The sequence below is a fragment of the Streptomyces sp. cmx-4-9 genome (genome assembly GCF_046548835.1).
Lineage (GTDB): Bacteria > Actinomycetota > Actinomycetes > Streptomycetales > Streptomycetaceae > Streptomyces.
Genome location: NZ_JAEBEE010000001.1, coordinates 57,856 through 74,902, shown reverse-complemented (window position 1 = coordinate 74,902; position 17,047 = coordinate 57,856). Strand labels below are relative to the sequence as shown.

The following is a 17,047-nucleotide window of genomic DNA, read 5'->3' as shown; positions in this document are numbered from 1 at the left end:
TCCGTCAGACATAAGTGCGAGATAAGTGACGCCGCAGGCTAGCAGGCCGCTGCGACATCCGTGAGGGGGATACCCGGCGCTCAGAGCCGGTGGGCCGCTCCGACCGGGCTGGCGCCGCGGGTGTCCAGCAGCAGTTGCGCCTTCACGGCCAGACCCTGCAGGTCGTAGGTGCGGTGGTGCTGGAGCAGGATCGTCAGGTCGGCGTTCGCGGCGGCCTCGTACAACGATTCGGCACGGGGCACCGGCTGGTCCCGGACGCGCCAGCCCGCGATGTACGGGTCGTGGTAGCTGATGAGCGCCCCCAGGTCGATCAGCCGGCTGGCGATCTCGCTCGCCGGGGAGCCCTCCTGGTCGGCGAGGTCGGGCTTGTACGTGACCCCCAGCAGCAGGACCCGGGCCCCGCGGGCCGACTTTCCGTGCTCGTTCAGCAGGGTGGCGGAGCGCTGGATGACGTACTGCGGCATCCGGTTGTTGATCTCCTGCGCCAGTCCGACCATGCGCAGGGGATGGCCCGGGGTGCGCGTGGTGTGGGGGAGGTAGTTCGGGTCCAGGGGTACGCCGTGGCCGCCGACTCCGGGGCCGGGGCGGAAGGCCTGGAACCCGTACGGCTTGGTCTCCGCGCAGCGGATCACGTCCCAGAGGTCGACCCCGAGGTCGTGGCAGAGCACCGCCATCTCGTTCATGAGGGCGATGTTCACGTGCCGGTAGTTGGTCTCCAGGAGCTGGACGGTCTCGGCCTCGCGCAGGCCGCGGGCGCGCACCACCTTCTCGGCGAGGCGGGCGTAGAAGGCGTGCGCCGACTCGGTGCAGGCGGGGGTGAGGCCGCCGATCACCTTCGGGGTGTTGGAGATGCCGTGGGTCCGGTTGCCGGGGTCGAGGCGGCTGGGGGAGTAGGCGAGGTGGAAGTCCCGGCCGGCCCGGAGTCCGGAGCCCGCTTCGAGGATCGGGCGCAGGTAGTCCTCGGTGACGCCCGGGTGGACGGCCGATTCGAGGATCACGGTGGTGTGCGGGCGCAGCCGCGCGGCGAGGGCGCGGCCGGCCTCCCCGACGGCGGACAGGTCGAGCGCGCGGTCGGCGCCGAGCTGGGTGGGGGCGCAGATGACGGCGGTGCGGACCCGGCCGAGTTCGGCGGGGTTGGTGGTGACCCGGAAGCCGGCCGCCGACATGCGGCGGATCTCGGCGGCGGTGAGGGTGGAGTCCGTGACCGGACCGCTGTCGTAGCCGACCGTCTCGATCCCGGCGGCGACGGCCGCCTGGGCGAGGGGGAGGCCGAGATGGCCGAGTCCGATGACGGCGAGGTCTGCGGGCATGGGGGTGCCGTCCCTTCCCTGACACGACGGGGGTGCGCGCGCAAGTCCTGTGGACAGGGTGACCCCCGGGGAGCTGGCGCAATGTCAGACTAGGCGTATATATGACAGATATGTCGCATTCTGGGGTGGTGGTCGCCGTTGTGTTGTCCACAGGCGGTGGCTGATGTGGATGCGGACGGTCAGAATCGGGACAGCGGGGCATGCGAGCGGGATCGCCCGCACCACGCGGGGAACACCCGCACCAACGGGAGGCAGCCGTGAGGACAGCGACACTCGGACCGGCGCAGCGCGCCGAGGCCCTCGCCCGGATGGCCGAGCGGGAACTGGACGTACTCGTCGTGGGCGCCGGAGTGGTCGGCGCCGGCACGGCGCTGGACGCCGCGACCAGGGGCCTCGCGACCGGGCTGGTGGAGGCGCGGGACTGGGCCTCGGGCACCTCCAGCCGCTCCAGCAAGCTCATCCACGGCGGACTGCGCTACCTGGAGATGCTCGACTTCACCCTGGTGCGCGAGGCCCTCAAGGAACGCGGGCTGCTGCTGGAGCGCCTCGCCCCGCACCTCGTGAAGCCGGTGCCGTTCCTGTACCCCCTGCAGCACAAGGGCTGGGAGCGGCTGTACGCGGGATCGGGCGTCGCCCTGTACGACGCGATGTCGGTCTCCAGCGGCCACGGCCGCGGGCTGCCCGTGCACCGGCACCTGTCGCGCAGGCGCGCCCTGCAGGTGGCCCCGGCCCTGCGCAAGGACGCGCTGGTGGGCGCCCTGCAGTACTACGACGCCCAGATGGACGACGCGCGGTTCGTGGCCACGCTGATCCGGACGGCCGCGGCGTACGGCGCGCAGTGCGCCAACCGGGCGAGGGTGGTCGGCTTCCTGCGCGAGGGCGAACGGGTGGTCGGCGCGCGCGTGCAGGACGTCGAGGGCGGCGGCGAGTACGAGATCCGCGCCAAGCAGGTCGTGAACGCCACCGGGGTGTGGACCGACGACACCCAGGCGCTGATCGGGGAGCGCGGCCAGTTCCACGTACGGGCGTCCAAGGGCATCCACCTGGTCGTGCCCAAGGACCGGATCCATTCGAGTTCCGGGCTGATCCTGCGGACCGAGAAGTCGGTGCTGTTCGTCATCCCCTGGGGACGGCACTGGATCGTGGGCACCACCGACACCGACTGGGACCTCGACAAGGCGCACCCGGCCGCGTCGAGCGCCGACATCGACTACGTCCTGGAGCACGTGAACTCGGTCCTGGCCGTACCGCTCACGCGCGACGACGTCCAGGGCGTGTACGCGGGCCTGCGGCCCCTGCTGGCGGGGGAGTCGGATGCCACCAGCAAGCTGTCGCGCGAGCACACGGTGGCGCACCCCGTCCCCGGTCTCGTGGTGGTCGCGGGCGGCAAGTACACGACCTACCGGGTGATGGCGAAGGACGCCGTCGACGAGGCGGTGCACGGACTGGACCAGCGGGTCGCGGACTGCGTGACGGAGGACGTGCCGCTGGTCGGGGCGGAGGGGTACCGGGCCCTGTGGAACGCCCGGGCGAGGATCGCGGACCGGACGGGGATTCACGTGGCCCGGGTGGAACACCTGTTGAACCGGTACGGCTCGCTCTCCGAGGAGCTGCTCGACCTGATCGCCGCCGATCCCGGACTGGGGCGGCCGCTGGCCGGGGCGGAGGACTACCTCCGGGCGGAAGTCGTGTACGCGGCCTCGCACGAGGGCGCGCGGCACCTCGACGACGTGCTGACCCGGCGGACGCGGATCTCGATCGAGACCTTCGACCGCGGGACGCGTTCGGCGCGGGAGTGCGCCGAGCTGATGGCCCCGGTACTGGGCTGGGACAAGGCGCAGATCGAGAAGGAAGTGGAGCACTACGAAAAGAGGGTCCAGGCCGAACGGGAATCGCAGCGCCAGCCGGACGACCAGACGGCGGACGCCGCACGGCTCGGCGCGCCCGACATCGTTCCGTTGTAACTCCGGGATCCGGAAGGGGGAACCGCGGACCCGGGGCTTCCGTCCGTTGCGTAGTGAGGAACAATGAGGGTTCTGCCGGGGCGGGTTACCCGACGGAATCCGCCGGCGCGGGTCACCGGGAGCCCCGGCGGCTGCCGGGACGGCCGGGGACGCCGGAGCAGGCGGCACGATCGCAGAGGGGACGCATGTCGAAGCCGGAGCACACCGAGTCGCCGGGGCCGGAGCAGGCCGGTCCGGCCGAGCCGGTTGCTGCGCAGCCGACCGGGGACCAGGCCGGGCCCGCGTCCCCCGCGGACCCGGAGGACGCGAAGCCGCGGCCCGGGGCCGGGGCCGGGGGCGCGAAGCCGCGGTCCGGGGCCGGGGGCGCGAAGCCGCGGTCCGGGGCCGAGGACGCGAAGCCGCGGTCCGGGGCCGAGGACGCGAAGCCGCGGGCCGAGGACGCGGACGCGGAGGCCCCCGAGGCCCCCGCGAAGCCGAGCACGAAAAAGCCCGGCCTCACGAAGCCCGCCGCGCCGGAGCCCGCCGATCCGGAGCGGGCCGCGTCGAAGCCCGCCGAGCCGGAGCCCGCCGCGTCGAAGCCCGGCCTCACAAAGCACGCCGAGCCGGAGCCCGCCGGGTCGAAGCCCGCCGCGTCGAAGCCCGGCCTCACAAAGCCCGCCGCGTCGAAGGCCGCCGAGCCGAAACCCGCCGCGCCGGAGCCGACCGCGCCGGAGCCGGCCGCGTCCAAGCCGACCGGGCCGGAGGCCGCCGCGGCGGGGGCGGCTCAGGTCGTGGCTGCCGGGCCGGAGGGGGGCGCGGGCGTGTCTGCCGTGGCGCCGGGCCGGGGTGACGGGCCGTCCGTCGTCAAGGGCGGCAACCCCATCGCCGACAAGGCCGACGCCGTGGCCGCCGAGGTCAAGGCCCGGGCCGAGGCCGCCAAGGCGGCGGGCAGCGGACAGGCCGAAGCCGCCAAGGACGCCGCGAACGGCCAGGACAAGGGCCGCCTGCTGGCCGGCCGGTACCGGCTCGGCTCCATCCTCGGCAAGGGCGGCATGGGCACCGTATGGCGCGCCGAGGACGAGATCCTCGGCCGCACCGTCGCCGTCAAGGAACTCCGCTTCAGCACCGGCGTCGACGAGGACGAGAAGCGCCGGCTCATCACCCGCACCCTGCGCGAGGCCAAGGCGATCGCCCGGATCCGCAGCGGCGGCGCGGTCACGGTCTACGACGTCGTCGACGAGGACGCCCGTCCCTGGATCGTCATGGAGCTCATCGAGGGCTCGTCCCTCGCCGAGTTCATCCGGGAGAACGGCCCCCTCACCCCGCGCCGCGCCGCCGAAGTCGGCCTCGCGGTGCTCGACGTGCTGCGCGCCGCGCACGGGCAGGGCATCCTGCACCGCGACGTGAAGCCGTCCAACGTGCTCATCGCGGGCAACGGCCGGGTCGTCCTCACCGACTTCGGCATCGCCCAGGTGGAGGGCGACCCCTCCGTCACCTCCACCGGCATGCTCGTCGGCGCCCCCTCCTACATCTCCCCCGAGCGGGCCCGCGGCCACAAGCCCGGCCCGCCCGCGGACATGTGGTCGCTGGGCGGTCTCCTGTACGCCTCCGTCGAGGGCACGCCCCCGTACGACAAGGGATCGGCCCTGGCCACCCTCACCGCGGTGATGACCGAGCCGGTGGAACCGCCCAAGAACGCCGGACCGCTGACCGACGTCATCTACGGCCTGCTGGCCAAGGACCCGGCCCAGCGCCTCGACGACGCCCGGGCGCGGACGATGCTGACGGCCGTGCTCAACGCACCCGAGCCGACGGCGGAGTCCATACCGGTCCCCGCCGAGGAGACCCGGCAGATCTCCCTGGCGGACGCCAAGGAGGCGGCCGAGAAGGTTGCCGTGGAGAAGGCCGCCGAGAAGGCGGAGAAGAAGGAACGCGAGCGGCGCGAGCGCGAGCAGCGCGAACGGGCCCGCGCCGCACTGAAGGCGGCCCGCAAGGCGGCGGCCGCGCCGGCGGTCTCGGCCGCCGAACCGCCCGCCCCGTCCCGGCCGGCCCCGGTCGCGGCCCCGCTGACCGACGTCATGCAGCGCCGCACCATCCTGCTCGCGATCGCCGGCGTCGTCGTGGTGCTGGCCGTGATCGGTTCGCTCATCGCCTACGCGGTCGGCGGCGACGACAAGGACGGCACCAACGAGGGCAAGGGCGCCCAGCCCACCCCCGCCGCATCGGGCGCCGCGAACGCGGGCAAGGCAGGCGGCTCCGGCCAGTCCCCGAAGCCCGCCGACCCGAACGCCAACGGCAGCAACAACAACGGCGGCAACGGAACCGATCAGGGCAAGGGCGACGGCGGCACCGGAGGGACGGACAGCCAGCCCGGCCAGGGCCAGCAGAGCCCGGGCGGCGGTCAGGGGCAGGGCTCCGGGCCCGGCGCGCTCCCGGCGGGCTACGCCAAGGTGACCGACCCCGGGTTCCACTTCTCGATGGTGATGCCGGAGGGCTTCAAGAAGACCGCCACCGCGGGCGAGAACTCCGGCGGGATATACAGCCGCGACGGCGGCTTCCCGCGCATCCAGGTCGACTACACCAACGGCCCCGGTGACGACGCGAAGGTCGCCTGGCTGAAGTCGGCCCCGGCCGTGGGGCGCAGCAGCAGCGGCTACCACCTCCTCGGCATCGACGCGGTGGAGTACCGGGGTTACCCGACCGTCGCGGACTGGCAGTTCGAGCGCGAGCAGCAGGGCATCAAGGTCCGGGTCCTCAACCGCGGCTTCAAGGTGGACGCCACGCACGGCTACGCCATCATGATCAGCTGCCCGGCCGACCAGTGGGACGGACCGGAGTGCACGCAGATGCGCACCACCGCGTTCGAGACCTTCCAAGTGCTGGGCTGACGAGCCTTGTCAGGCCCGGGACGCGGGCGGCCCCGGCGACGTATCGTGTCAGCGGGGCCACGGGGACCCGACGCACTCGGGGGAGGCGATGTGGAGGAGTACGCGGGCCGGATCCTCGCCGACCGCTACCGGCTGCCCCTGCCGCCGGCGGACGAGTACGAACCGGTCGAGACCCGCGCCTTCGACACGCGCAGCGGCCAGGAAGTCCTGGTGCGGCAGGTGCCGTTGCCCGAGGTCGTCGATGCCGAGATGCTCGACGGGCACCGGGCCCCGGCCGCCGGGCGCCGCTCCCCGGCCGACCTGCCGGCCGTGCGGCGGGCCATCGAGGCGGCCCAGGCGGCGGCCGCGGTACCGGACCACCCCCGGCTGGACCAGGTCTTCGACGTGTTCGCCGAGGGCGGGTCGCTGTGGATCGTGAGCGAACTCGTCCCCTCCCGGCCGCTGGCCGCCCTGATCGCCGATGAGCTCCTGACCCCCTACCGGGCGGCAGAAGTGGCCTCGGACGTGCTGACCGCGCTCCGGGTGCTGCACGCGCACGGCTGGACGCACCGGAACATCACCGTCCGGACGGTGCTCGTCTGCGACGACGGCCGGGTCGTCCTGACCGGCCTGGCGGCGGGAGCCGCGGAGGACGCGCTGTGCGGGTACGACCCCGTGCCCCGGCCGGACCCGGCCGAGGACGGCGCCGGCGGCTGGGACGGCCCCGATCCGGGTGCCGACCCCGGCGCACGGGGGTACGCACCGGGTCAGCAGCCGCCGTACGCGCCCCCCACATCCGGCCATGAGCCCCACCTGGCCCGTCCGGCCCACCCGGGCGACGGCGGGCCCGCGCCCCGGCAGCTCTCCGGCCCGCCGGAGCAGGCGCCGCGGCCGCGGAGCGTGCCGGGGCCTGCCGATGCGCCGCTGGTGGCCCCCGGGTACGACACCGGGCCGCGCTACCGCGACCACATCACGCCCGACCGGCCCGCGCCCCGGCCCGACCACACCGAGGCGCCCCGGCCCGACCACACCGAGGCGGCCCGGCCCGAGCTCCCCGGTGCGCGGCCCGAGCTGCCCGGTGCGCGGCCCGGAGTGCCTCCCGGGGGACCGCTCGACCTCGACGCCGCCGCGCGGGCCGGAGCCGTCGCCGCCTACCGCGCGGGCGCGCGGGCCGCGGCTGCCCGGGTCTCCGAGGAGCGGCGGGCCGGGGCGGCTCCCGTGCCGGAGCCGCGGCCGCAGGGGTCGACGCTCCCGCAGGGGTACGCGTACCCGTACGGCGGTCCCCGGCCGGAATCCGGCGCCTCCTGGCACGGCGCGACCCCGCGGCAGGCCCTGCCGCCCGCCCGGCAGTCCGGCCCGCCGCAGGAAGCGCAGCCGGACGGAGCCCCTGGCCGGGCCCTGCCCCCGGCGCAGCCCCCGCACCGGGCGCCGGCCCCGGCGGGCGGGCCGCAGCACGCGGAGCAGGCCGCGCCGCCCGCACCGGCGTCCGCCGCCGCACAGCCGGAGCCCCGCTCCGGGGCGTGGCCCGGGCTGCCCGCGCAGCTCGCCCTGCCCCAGGGCTACCGGCAGGCCGAGGCGGCCGGGGCAGCCGGAACACCGGCCGGGGAACGCGCCGCGGAGCCGTTCGACCGGCCTGCGCCGCGGCCCGGCGGGCAGCCCTTCGACGCGGGCTGGGGCGGCGGCCCCCGCACCGGCCTCGACGCCGAGCGCGCCCGCCAGACCCGGATGGCCGTCGTCGGAGCCGTCACCGAGCGGTGGGCCCCCGAGCAGGCCCGCTCCGTCGCGGGACCCTGGCAGCTGGCCGCCCCGGTGGGGCCCGCCACCGACCTGTGGGCGCTCGGCGCGCTGCTGTACCGCGCCGTGCAGGGGCACGCCCCCTACCCGGAGGACAGCGTCGCCGAACTGGTCGAGCTGGTCTGCTCCGAGCCCCCCGCCTTCGCCGAGGAGTGCGGTGCGCTGCGCCCGGTCGTGGAGTCGCTGCTGCGCCAGGACCCCACGGAGCGGCCCGACTTCGAGGAGCTGCGGGGCTGGCTGCGCTCGCTCGTGCGCTCCGCCCCCGAACCGGACACCGGGTTCGCGGCGCTGCCGATGCCGGAGCCGGACCCGGCGCGGCTGCCCGTCGTCCGCCGGCGCGGCGAGCTGCACGGGCGCCACCGCAATCCGGCGGCCCCCCGCAAGCCCCGCTCCCTCGGGGTGACCCTGCTCGTCGGCATCCTCGTCCTGCTGGCGGGGGCGGTGGCGTACGCGATGCTGTTCATGCCCCGCTCGCCGTCCGGGGGGTCGGACGGTGCGGCCGCCACGCCCTCGCCGAAGAGTTCGCCCTCCGCGTCCGCGTCCGGCGCGGGCGGCGCGACTCCCAGCGGCACGCCCGAGTCGAAGCCGGCGCCGCAGACGACCACGCCACCGGCCGGCCCGGCGGTCTCCGCCCCGGCCGGCTACGGCAACCAGCAGGACCCGGAGCACTTCGAGGTGGCCGTGCCCGACGGCTGGGAGCGGCGCGGCATCAACGAGGCCGGTCAGGTGCGGTACACGGACGGACAGTTCGTGCTGACCGTGGTGCCGGGCCGCGACAAGGTCGCGGGCAATCCGGACCCGGCGGCCTACCAGAAGGACAAGGAGCAGGAGCTGACGCCGTACCGGACGTCCACCTGGTCCACCGTCAGCGAGGTCAAGAGCACGAAGGTCGGCCAGCAGCTCCGGGCCACCGGCAAGTACACCTGGATCGACGGGACCGGGCGCAGCGTCGTGGCCCGCAACTTCGTCGTGGCGCTCGGCGGCAGCTACCACGTCGTCATCGTGACCGGGCCGCAGGACGAGGAGTCGAAGGTGACCGAGGTCTTCGAGAAGGCCACGGCCAGTTACCGGGCGGGCGGCTGACCGCCGGCTGACGCAGGATCAGTACGGCAATTGCGTCACAGTGCTGTCTCGCCGCGCCCGCGTGGTTACGGCAGTGCCCAAGGGCTCCGTAATCTGGCCCGAAGTGCAGAGAGCGGCGGGGTTTTGTGGAACAGCAGACAGGTGCGGGCGCCGTGCTCGCGGGCCGGTACCGGCTCGTCGAGTCCATCGGCCGGGGCGGCATGGGCAGGGTGTGGCGGGCGCACGACGAGCTGCTGCACAGGACGGTCGCTGTCAAGGAGCTGACGGCAGGTCTGTACGTCGCCCAGGCCGACCGGGAGGTCATGCACGCCCGGACGCAGAAGGAGGCGCGGGCCGCGGCCCGCATCCAGCACCCGGCCGTCGTCACCGTCCACGACGTCCTCGAACACGATGACCGGCCGTGGATCGTCATGGAGTACATCGACGGTCCTTCGCTGGCGGACGCGGCGAAGGCGGCGGGCCGGATCGAGCCGCGCGAGGCGGCCCGGATCGGCTTGCACGTGCTGGGCGCGCTGCGCGCCGCGCACGCCGTCGGCGTCCTGCACCGTGACGTCAAGCCGGGCAACGTGCTGCTGGCCAAGGACGGCCGGGTGCTGCTGACGGACTTCGGGATCGCCGCGATCGAGGGCGACTCCTCCATCACGCGTACGGGTGAGATCGTCGGCTCCATCGACTACCTGGCGCCCGAGCGGGTCACCGGCGGCTCCCCGGACCCGTCCTCGGACCTGTGGTCGCTGGGCGCCACCCTCTACACGGCGGTGGAGGCCCGGTCCCCGTTCCGCCGGACCTCGCCCATCTCCAGCCTGCAGGCCGTGGTCAACGACGAGCCGCCGGCGCTGCGCCAGGCCGGCTCGCTCGGCCCGATCATCACGGCCCTGCTGCGCAAGGACCCGGCGGAGCGCCCCTCGGCGGCGGAGACCGAGCGGATGCTGCTGGAGGCGATGGAGGGCCGTGAGCCGAAGGCGGCGCAGGCGTACGTCCCGACGCGTGCGGTGAGCGAGGACGAGCTGTACGGGGCGCAGCCCGAGCGCCGGCCCGAGCCTGCGGGCCGGGATGCCGCGGGGACCGCCCCGTTGCGGGAGCAGGCCCCTGCGGTACCGGCCGCCCCGCCCGTCCACGGGGAGCCGGGCGGCGGACGGCTCCGGCGCGCTGCGGGCATCGCCCTGGTGGCGGCGCTGATCGGCGGCGGCGGTGTGTTCGGGGTGCTGAAGTACACCGGGGACGGCGGGGACGGTACGGGCGGCGGGCGTACGGACCAGAGCGTGAGCTCCGGCGGCGGCCAGTCGGGCGAGGACGCGAAGCCGCCGGCGAAGGAGGTCCCGGAGGGCTGGAAGAAGGTGACCGACCCGGCCGGCTTCACCCTCTTCGTCCCGAACGGCTGGACGCGGCAGGCGAACGGCGACCAGATCGACTACACCCCGGACGACGGGAAGCACTTCATCCGGATCGCCGCCGATCCCAGCCCGGACTACAAGGACCCGTACGCGCACCTGCTGGACCTGGAGAAGCAGGTGGCGAAGCGGACCGACTACAGGAAGGTGCGGCTGAACCAGAACACCTTCCGCGACAGCACCCGGGCCGCGCTCTGGGACTTCACCTGGACGGAGAAGCAGAACCACCCGGGGCCGCGCCGGGCCAAGGAGCAGATGTACGTGGCCCCGGACGAGACCGAGTACGCGATCTACATGTCGAGCCCGGTCGCCGACTGGCCCACGACGGAGCAGCAGTTCGACGTGGTGCTCAGCGGCTGGGAGCCGCCCGCCCCGGCCCCCTGATCCGGAATCCTGCCAGCAATCGCTGGCGGACATGGCAAAATCCGGTTACCCACGGGTACCCAAAGGCTCGCGGGCGCAATACGCTCACCGCCATGACGGACTCGCAGGCCCCCGCCGCCCCCCTCCGCGCCGCACCGCAGCCCACCAACCCGGTCGCCCCGGCCCCGCCCGGCGCCCGGACCGCCGCCGACGTGGTGACCCCGGACCTGGTCGCCCGGCTGACCCGCGGAGTGGCCGGCTCCGGCCGCACCGCCAACCACACGCCCTTCACCGGGGACCGGCTGGCGGAGCTGCCCGAGGCCACCCCCGAGGACGTCGCCGAGGCCTTCGGCCGGGCCCGCGCCGCGCAGGCCGCCTGGGCGGCGGTCCCCGTACGCCGACGGGCGGCCGTGCTGCTGCGCTTCCACGACCTGGTCCTGGAGCGGCAGGCCGAGGTCCTCGACCTCATCCAGCTGGAGACCGGCAAGGCCCGGCTGCACGCCCACGAAGAGGTTCAGGCGGTCGCCATAGCCGCCCGCCACTACGGCCGCAAGGCGCCCTCGTACCTGCGGCCCAAGGGGCACACGGGCGCCATGCCGACCCTGACCAAGGTCACCGAGCTGCGCCAGCCGCGCGGGGTCGTCGGCCAGATCGCCCCCTGGAACTACCCCCTGGAGCTGTCGGTCGGCGACGCCCTGCCCGCCTTCGTCTCGGGCAACGCCGTGGTGATGAAGCCCGACACCGAGACCGCGCTGACCGCCCTGTGGGCCCGCGACGTGCTCATCGAGGCCGGACTGCCTGCCGAGGTCTTCCAGATCGTCCTCGGCGAGGGTCCCGTCATCGGCCCCGAGGTCGTCCGGCACGCCGACTACGTCTCCTTCACCGGCTCCACCCGCACCGGCCGCGAGGTCGCCCAGGGCGCCGCCGCCCGCCTCGTCGGGGTCTCCCTCGAACTCGGCGGCAAGAACGCCATGCTCGTCCTGCACGACGCCGACATCGAGAAGGCCGCGGCCGGGGCCGTCCGGGCCTGCTTCTCCTCCGCCGGCCAGCTGTGCATCTCCATCGAGCGGCTCTACGTCCACGCCTCCGTCGCCGACGCCTTCGTGGAGCGCTTCGCCGCCCGCACCAAGGCCATGCGCCTGGGCAGCTCGCTGGCCTACGGCGCCGACATGGGCTCGCTGGTCGGCGAACGCCAGCTGGAGACCGTACAGCGGCACGTGGACGAGGCCGTGGCCAAGGGAGCCACCCTCGTCGCAGGCGGCACCGCCCGCCCCGACATCGGCCCGCTCTTCTACGAGCCCACCATCCTCGACGGGGTCGAGGCCCCGATGGCGGTGTGCGGCGAGGAGACCTTCGGCCCGGTCGTCTCGATCTACCGGTTCACCGACGAGGACGAGGCGATCGCGCAGGCCAACGCCACCGCCTACGGCCTGAACTCCAGCGTGTGGACCACGGACGCCCGCCGCGGGCACGCCGTGGCGGCCCGGCTGCGCACCGGCACCGTCAACATCAACGAGGGCTACGCCCCCGCCTACGGCAGCGCCCGGGCGCCCATGGGCGGCATGAAGGACTCCGGCCTCGGCCGCCGCCACGGCTCCGAGGGCATCCTGAAGTTCACCGAGGCCCAGACCGTCGCCCACCAGCGACTGCTTCCGATGGCGCCCTCGCTCGGCATGGACGACGAGAAGTACGCGGCGTTCATGACCCGCAGCCTCAAGGTCATGAAGGCACTCCGACTGCGTTAGGGGCACCCCCGTGTCGCACGACCACGACCACGCACACGACCCCGGCCGCGACCGCGACCGCGATCACGGTGACGACTACGACTACGACGTCATCGTCATCGGTTCGGGCTTCGGCGGCTCGGTGTCGGCCCTGCGCCTCACCGAGAAGGGCTACCGGGTCGGCGTCCTGGAGGCAGGGCGCCGGTTCACCCGGGAGACCCTGCCGAAGAACAGCTGGGACCTGCGCAACTACCTGTGGGCCCCGGCCCTCGGGCTGTACGGGATCCAGCGCATCCACCTGCTCGGCAACGTGATGGTCCTCGCGGGCGCCGGGGTCGGAGGGGGCTCCCTCAACTACGCGAACACCCTGTACGTGCCGCCCGCCCCCTTCTTCGAGGACCGGCAGTGGGCGGCCATCACCGACTGGCGTGCGGAACTGGCCCCGTACTACGACCAGGCCAAGCGGATGCTCGGGGTGCGGCTGAACCCGACCCTGACCCCGTCCGACGTCCACCTCAAGGCCGCCGCGGAGAAGATGGGCGTCGCGGACTCCTTCCACATGGCCCCGGTCGGCGTGTTCTTCGGCGACGGCGAGGACGCCGAAGGGCAGCGCAGGGTCCGGGCCGGCGAGGAGGTCGCCGACCCCTACTTCGGCGGCGCCGGCCCCGCCCGCAAGGCCTGCACCGAATGCGGCGAGTGCATGACCGGCTGCCGCCACGGCGCGAAGAACACCCTGAACGAGAACTACCTGCACCTCGCCGAGCAGGCCGGGGCGGTCATCCACCCGATGACCACCGTCACCGCGCTCTCCGAGCACCCCGACGGCGGCTACCGCGTGCGCACCGTCCCCACCGACGGCCGCCGCAAGGGCCGGGCCAAGGTGCTGCGCGCCCCGTACGTGGTGGTCGCGGCGGGCACGTACGGCACGCAGACCCTGTTGCACACCATGAAGGACCGGGGCGAGCTGCCGCAGCTGTCGGACCGGCTCGGCGATCTGACCCGCACCAACTCCGAGGGCTTGGTCGGTGCGCAGACCGACGACCGCCGCTACCGCAGGCGGCACGGCGGGGAGCAGCGGGCCGACTTCACCCGGGGCGTCGCGATCACCTCCTCCGTCCACCCCAACGCCGACACCCACATCGAGCCCGTCCGCTACGGCAAGGGCTCCAACGCCATGGGGTTCATGACGGTGCTGCAGGTGCCGTACTCCCGGCACCGGGTGCGCGCCTGGTTCGCCCGCACCGCCCGCCACCCGCTGCAGCTGGCGCGCTCGCTGTCCAACCGGCGGTGGTCGGAGCGGACCATCATCGGCCTGGTCATGCAGTCGCTGGACAACTCCCTGACGACCTACCGCAAGCCCGGCGGGATCGGCAAGGGGCTGCTCACCGCCCGGCAGGGCCACGGCGCCCCGAACCCGGTGCAGATCGCGGAGGCCACGCAGGCCGCCACCCTGCTGGCCGAGGAGATCAACGGCTTCGCGGGCTCCAACATCGGGGAGCTGATGGGCACGCCGCTGACCGCGCACTTCCTCGGCGGCTGCCCCATCGGGGCGTCGGCGCAGGAGGGGGTGGTGGACCCGTACCACCGGCTCTACGGGTACCCGGGCATCTCGGTGGTCGACGGCGCGGCCGTCTCCGCCAACCTCGGGGTCAATCCGTCGCTGACGATCACGGCGCAGGCCGAGCGGGCGATGTCGTACTGGCCGAACAAGGGCGAGCAGGACCCGCGGCCCGCTCAGGGCGCGGCGTACGCCCGCCTCGCCGCGGTGGAGCCCGCGCACCCGGCGGTCCCGAAGGAGGCCTTCGGCGCACTGCGGCTGCCGTTCCTGGGTATTCCGGAGGTGCCGCCGAAGCAGGAGGCGCACTGACGCGGCGGGGCCGGCGCAGTGGTCCCGCGGCCGCCTGGGGCGCGGGGACTGCGCTCCCCCTCCGAGCGCAGTTCCCGCGTGCATGTGGTGACACGTGATCCGGTCGGATGGTTGTACCGGAACCAGGTCGGCCGGAATGTGGCGTCGGTCACACGGGGGCCGGGCGGGGGTGGCGCGGAAACGGCGGCGCAGGGGACGGGGGCACGGGGAACGGCCGGCCCGGGGCGTCCCCCGGGCCGGCCGTCCTTGAAGGAATGACCGGGCTGCTGTCCCCTGCCGTCCGGTCACACGAGGAGCGAGGTCCCACGACGCACGCTCCACGGGGCGTGCGTCTCATCGCTCCGGAGGAGCCACGCGTGGTGTTGCGGACCGCGACTGGCTGGCGCGGCCACCCACACCAACGAAGACCGGTGGGGGCGGTCACGCTCCGATCGGGTGACGAACGGGCGGCCGCAGCCGCCGGGCCGGCCGGCGCCGCCCGGTCAGACGCGGCCCCGGCACAGCTCCAGCAGGGTCATCGCGAGGGAGGTCCCCGGCTTGCCGAGGGCGTCGCTCCAGTGTGAGAGCACCTCCATCTCGCGGGACAGGTGCACCCGCCGGCCCCCGGAGGAGATCCGGGCGTCCTGGATGACCGTGGAGACGGCCATCCGCTCCTGGATCAGCCCGATGATCCGGTCGTCGAGGGCGTCGATGCGCACCCGGGAGTCGGCGATCAGCTGCTCGGCGGTGACGGTCGTGGTGGTGGTCGCGGTCATGTCTTGTGCTCCTGTGGGTCGTGCGGTTCGTGCCGACAGGAGGGCGGGAACGCAGGAGCGCCCCGGTCCTGTCGGACCGGGGCGCTCCGGGAAGTCAGTGGCTCAGGCGAGCATCACGAGGACCCATGGCGACCGGACCGACCGGTGCCATAGGTAAAGAGGAAGCTCAGCTGCTTGCGCACGGAACGGATTATTGCCCTCCACCCCGCTCGCGGCCAAGCCGGTTCGTATGGTGAGACGAAGAGGCCCGCAGGTCCCCCGTTAGAATTGACAAAACAGCCACCTCTTCCGCCGGAAGGCCGCCCCGTGCCAGAAGCACCCTCCGCCGCCCACGACAGCGCCCCGGACACGGTTCTCGTCGTCGACTTCGGCGCCCAGTACGCCCAGCTCATCGCCCGCCGCGTCCGCGAGGCCCGGGTCTACAGCGAGATCGTGCCGAGCTCGATGCCCGTCGCCGAGATGCTGGCCAGGAACCCGAAGGCGATCATCCTCTCCGGCGGCCCGTCCTCCGTGTACGAGGAGGGTGCTCCGCAGCTCGACGGCTCCCTGTTCGAGGCCGGCGTCCCCGTCTTCGGCATGTGCTACGGCTTCCAGCTGATGGCGGTCACCCTCGGCGGCCAGGTCGACAACACCGGCGCCCGCGAGTACGGCCGCACCCCGCTGGCCGTCTCCAAGGCCGGCTCGACCCTGTTCGAGGGCACGCCCGTCAACCAGTCGGTGTGGATGTCCCACGGCGACGCCTGCTCCGCGGCTCCCGAGGGCTTCAGCGTGACGGCGTCCACCGACGTCGTCCCCGTCGCCGCCTTCGAGAACGACGAGAAGAAGCTCTACGGCGTGCAGTACCACCCCGAGGTGATGCACTCCACGCACGGCCAGCAGATCCTGGAGCACTTCCTCTACCGCGGCGCGGGCCTCGCCCCGACCTGGACCACCGGCAACATCGTCGAGGAGCAGGTCGCGGCCATCCGTGAGCAGGTCGGCGACAAGCGCGCCATCTGCGGCCTCTCCGGCGGCGTGGACTCCGCGGTCGCCGCAGCCCTCGTGCAGAAGGCCATCGGCTCCCAGCTGACCTGCGTGTACGTGGACCACGGACTGATGCGCAAGGGCGAGACCGAGCAGGTCGAGAAGGACTTCGTCGCCGCCACCGGTGTCCAGCTGAAGGTCGTCGACGCCCAGGAGCGCTTCCTGGACGCGCTGGCCGGCGTCTCCGACCCGGAGGCCAAGCGCAAGATCATCGGCCGTGAGTTCATCCGCGTCTTCGAGCAGGCCCAGCTGGAAATCCTCCAGGAGGACGGCCCCGCGGTGGCCTTCCTGGTCCAGGGCACCCTGTACCCGGACGTCGTCGAGTCCGGCGGCGGCACCGGCACCGCGAACATCAAGTCCCACCACAACGTGGGCGGGCTCCCCGACGACATCGAGTTCGAGCTCGTCGAACCGCTGCGCCAGCTGTTCAAGGACGAGGTCCGGATGGTCGGCCAGGAGCTCGGCCTGCCGGACGAGATCGTCCAGCGCCAGCCCTTCCCCGGCCCCGGCCTGGGCATCCGCATCGTCGGCGAGGTCACCAAGGAGCGCCTGGACCTGCTGCGTGAAGCCGATGCCATCGCCCGCCACGAGCTGACCGCGGCCGGCCTGGACCGTGAGATCTGGCAGTGCCCGGTGGTCCTGCTCGCGGACGTCCGCAGCGTCGGCGTCCAGGGCGACGGCCGCACCTACGGCCACCCGATCGTGCTGCGCCCCGTCTCCTCCGAGGACGCGATGACCGCGGACTGGACGCGCATGCCGTACGAGGTCCTCGCGCGGATCTCCACCCGCATCACCAACGAGGTGGCGGACGTGAACCGCGTGGTCCTGGACTGCACCAGCAAGCCCCCGGGCACCATCGAGTGGGAGTAGTCCCCGCCTGACGGGCCCGCGCCCGCACCCCGTGAAGCCGCCGCCCGGCCCGCCCGG

General features: G+C 73.8%; 9 protein-coding genes. 7 read left to right on the top strand and 2 right to left on the bottom strand.

What is annotated here, in order from left to right; genetic code table 11:
- Nucleotides 1-80: 80 nt before the first annotated feature.
- Entirely contained in the window at nt 81-1,310 is a 1,230-nt protein-coding gene (locus ACLJTM_RS00300) for a nucleotide sugar dehydrogenase (protein WP_411101311.1), read from the bottom strand.
- 257 nt (nt 1,311-1,567) lie between these two features.
- Between ACLJTM_RS00300 and ACLJTM_RS00295 the strand changes: the two genes are divergently transcribed.
- From ACLJTM_RS00295 to ACLJTM_RS00270, 6 genes are all read left to right on the top strand, one after another.
- Entirely contained in the window at nt 1,568-3,274 is a 1,707-nt protein-coding gene (locus tag ACLJTM_RS00295) for a glycerol-3-phosphate dehydrogenase/oxidase (protein ID WP_411101310.1), read from the top strand.
- 185 nt (nt 3,275-3,459) lie between these two features.
- Entirely contained in the window at nt 3,460-6,141 is a 2,682-nt protein-coding gene (locus ACLJTM_RS00290) for a protein kinase domain-containing protein (protein ID WP_411101309.1), read from the top strand.
- Nucleotides 6,142-6,231: 90 nt separating this feature from the next.
- Complete coding sequence (locus ACLJTM_RS00285) at nt 6,232-8,997, top strand: serine/threonine protein kinase (protein WP_411101308.1); 2,766 nt, start codon at nt 6,232-6,234, stop codon at nt 8,995-8,997.
- 125 nt (nt 8,998-9,122) lie between these two features.
- The gene (locus ACLJTM_RS00280; protein ID WP_411101307.1) at nt 9,123-10,772 is read left to right on the top strand and encodes a serine/threonine-protein kinase; all 1,650 of its coding nucleotides are present in this window, start codon (nt 9,123-9,125) and stop codon (nt 10,770-10,772) included.
- A 92-nt stretch (nt 10,773-10,864) separates the two neighbouring features.
- Nucleotides 10,865-12,496 (top strand): succinic semialdehyde dehydrogenase, encoded by a 1,632-nt coding sequence (locus ACLJTM_RS00275; RefSeq protein ID WP_411101306.1) that lies wholly within the window; start codon nt 10,865-10,867, stop codon nt 12,494-12,496.
- A gap of 91 nt (nt 12,497-12,587) precedes the next feature.
- Nucleotides 12,588-14,342 carry a GMC oxidoreductase gene (locus ACLJTM_RS00270; RefSeq protein ID WP_411102230.1) on the top strand — a complete coding sequence of 585 codons (1,755 nt, stop codon included), beginning with the start codon at nt 12,588-12,590 and terminating at the stop codon, nt 14,340-14,342.
- Nucleotides 14,343-14,824: 482 nt separating this feature from the next.
- Here ACLJTM_RS00270 and ACLJTM_RS00265 read toward each other — a convergent pair whose 3' ends face one another.
- Nucleotides 14,825-15,097: a chorismate mutase gene (locus ACLJTM_RS00265; protein WP_411101305.1), complete on the bottom strand. Its 273-nt coding sequence runs from the start codon at nt 15,095-15,097 to the stop codon at nt 14,825-14,827.
- Between the two features lie 306 nt (nt 15,098-15,403).
- Between ACLJTM_RS00265 and guaA the strand changes: the two genes are divergently transcribed.
- Nucleotides 15,404-16,990 carry a glutamine-hydrolyzing GMP synthase gene (gene guaA / locus ACLJTM_RS00260; protein WP_411101304.1) on the top strand — a complete coding sequence of 529 codons (1,587 nt, stop codon included), beginning with the start codon at nt 15,404-15,406 and terminating at the stop codon, nt 16,988-16,990.
- Nucleotides 16,991-17,047 lie beyond the last annotated feature (57 nt).

Coding starts and splice junctions, on each gene's coding strand:
- ACLJTM_RS00300 (WP_411101311.1), bottom strand. CDS start 1,310: ATGCCCGCAGACCTCGCCGTCATCGGACTCGGCCATCTCGGCCTCCCC.
- ACLJTM_RS00290 (WP_411101309.1), top strand. CDS start 3,460: ATGTCGAAGCCGGAGCACACCGAGTCGCCGGGGCCGGAGCAGGCCGGT.
- ACLJTM_RS00275 (WP_411101306.1), top strand. CDS start 10,865: ATGACGGACTCGCAGGCCCCCGCCGCCCCCCTCCGCGCCGCACCGCAG.
- ACLJTM_RS00265 (WP_411101305.1), bottom strand. CDS start 15,097: ATGACCGCGACCACCACCACGACCGTCACCGCCGAGCAGCTGATCGCC.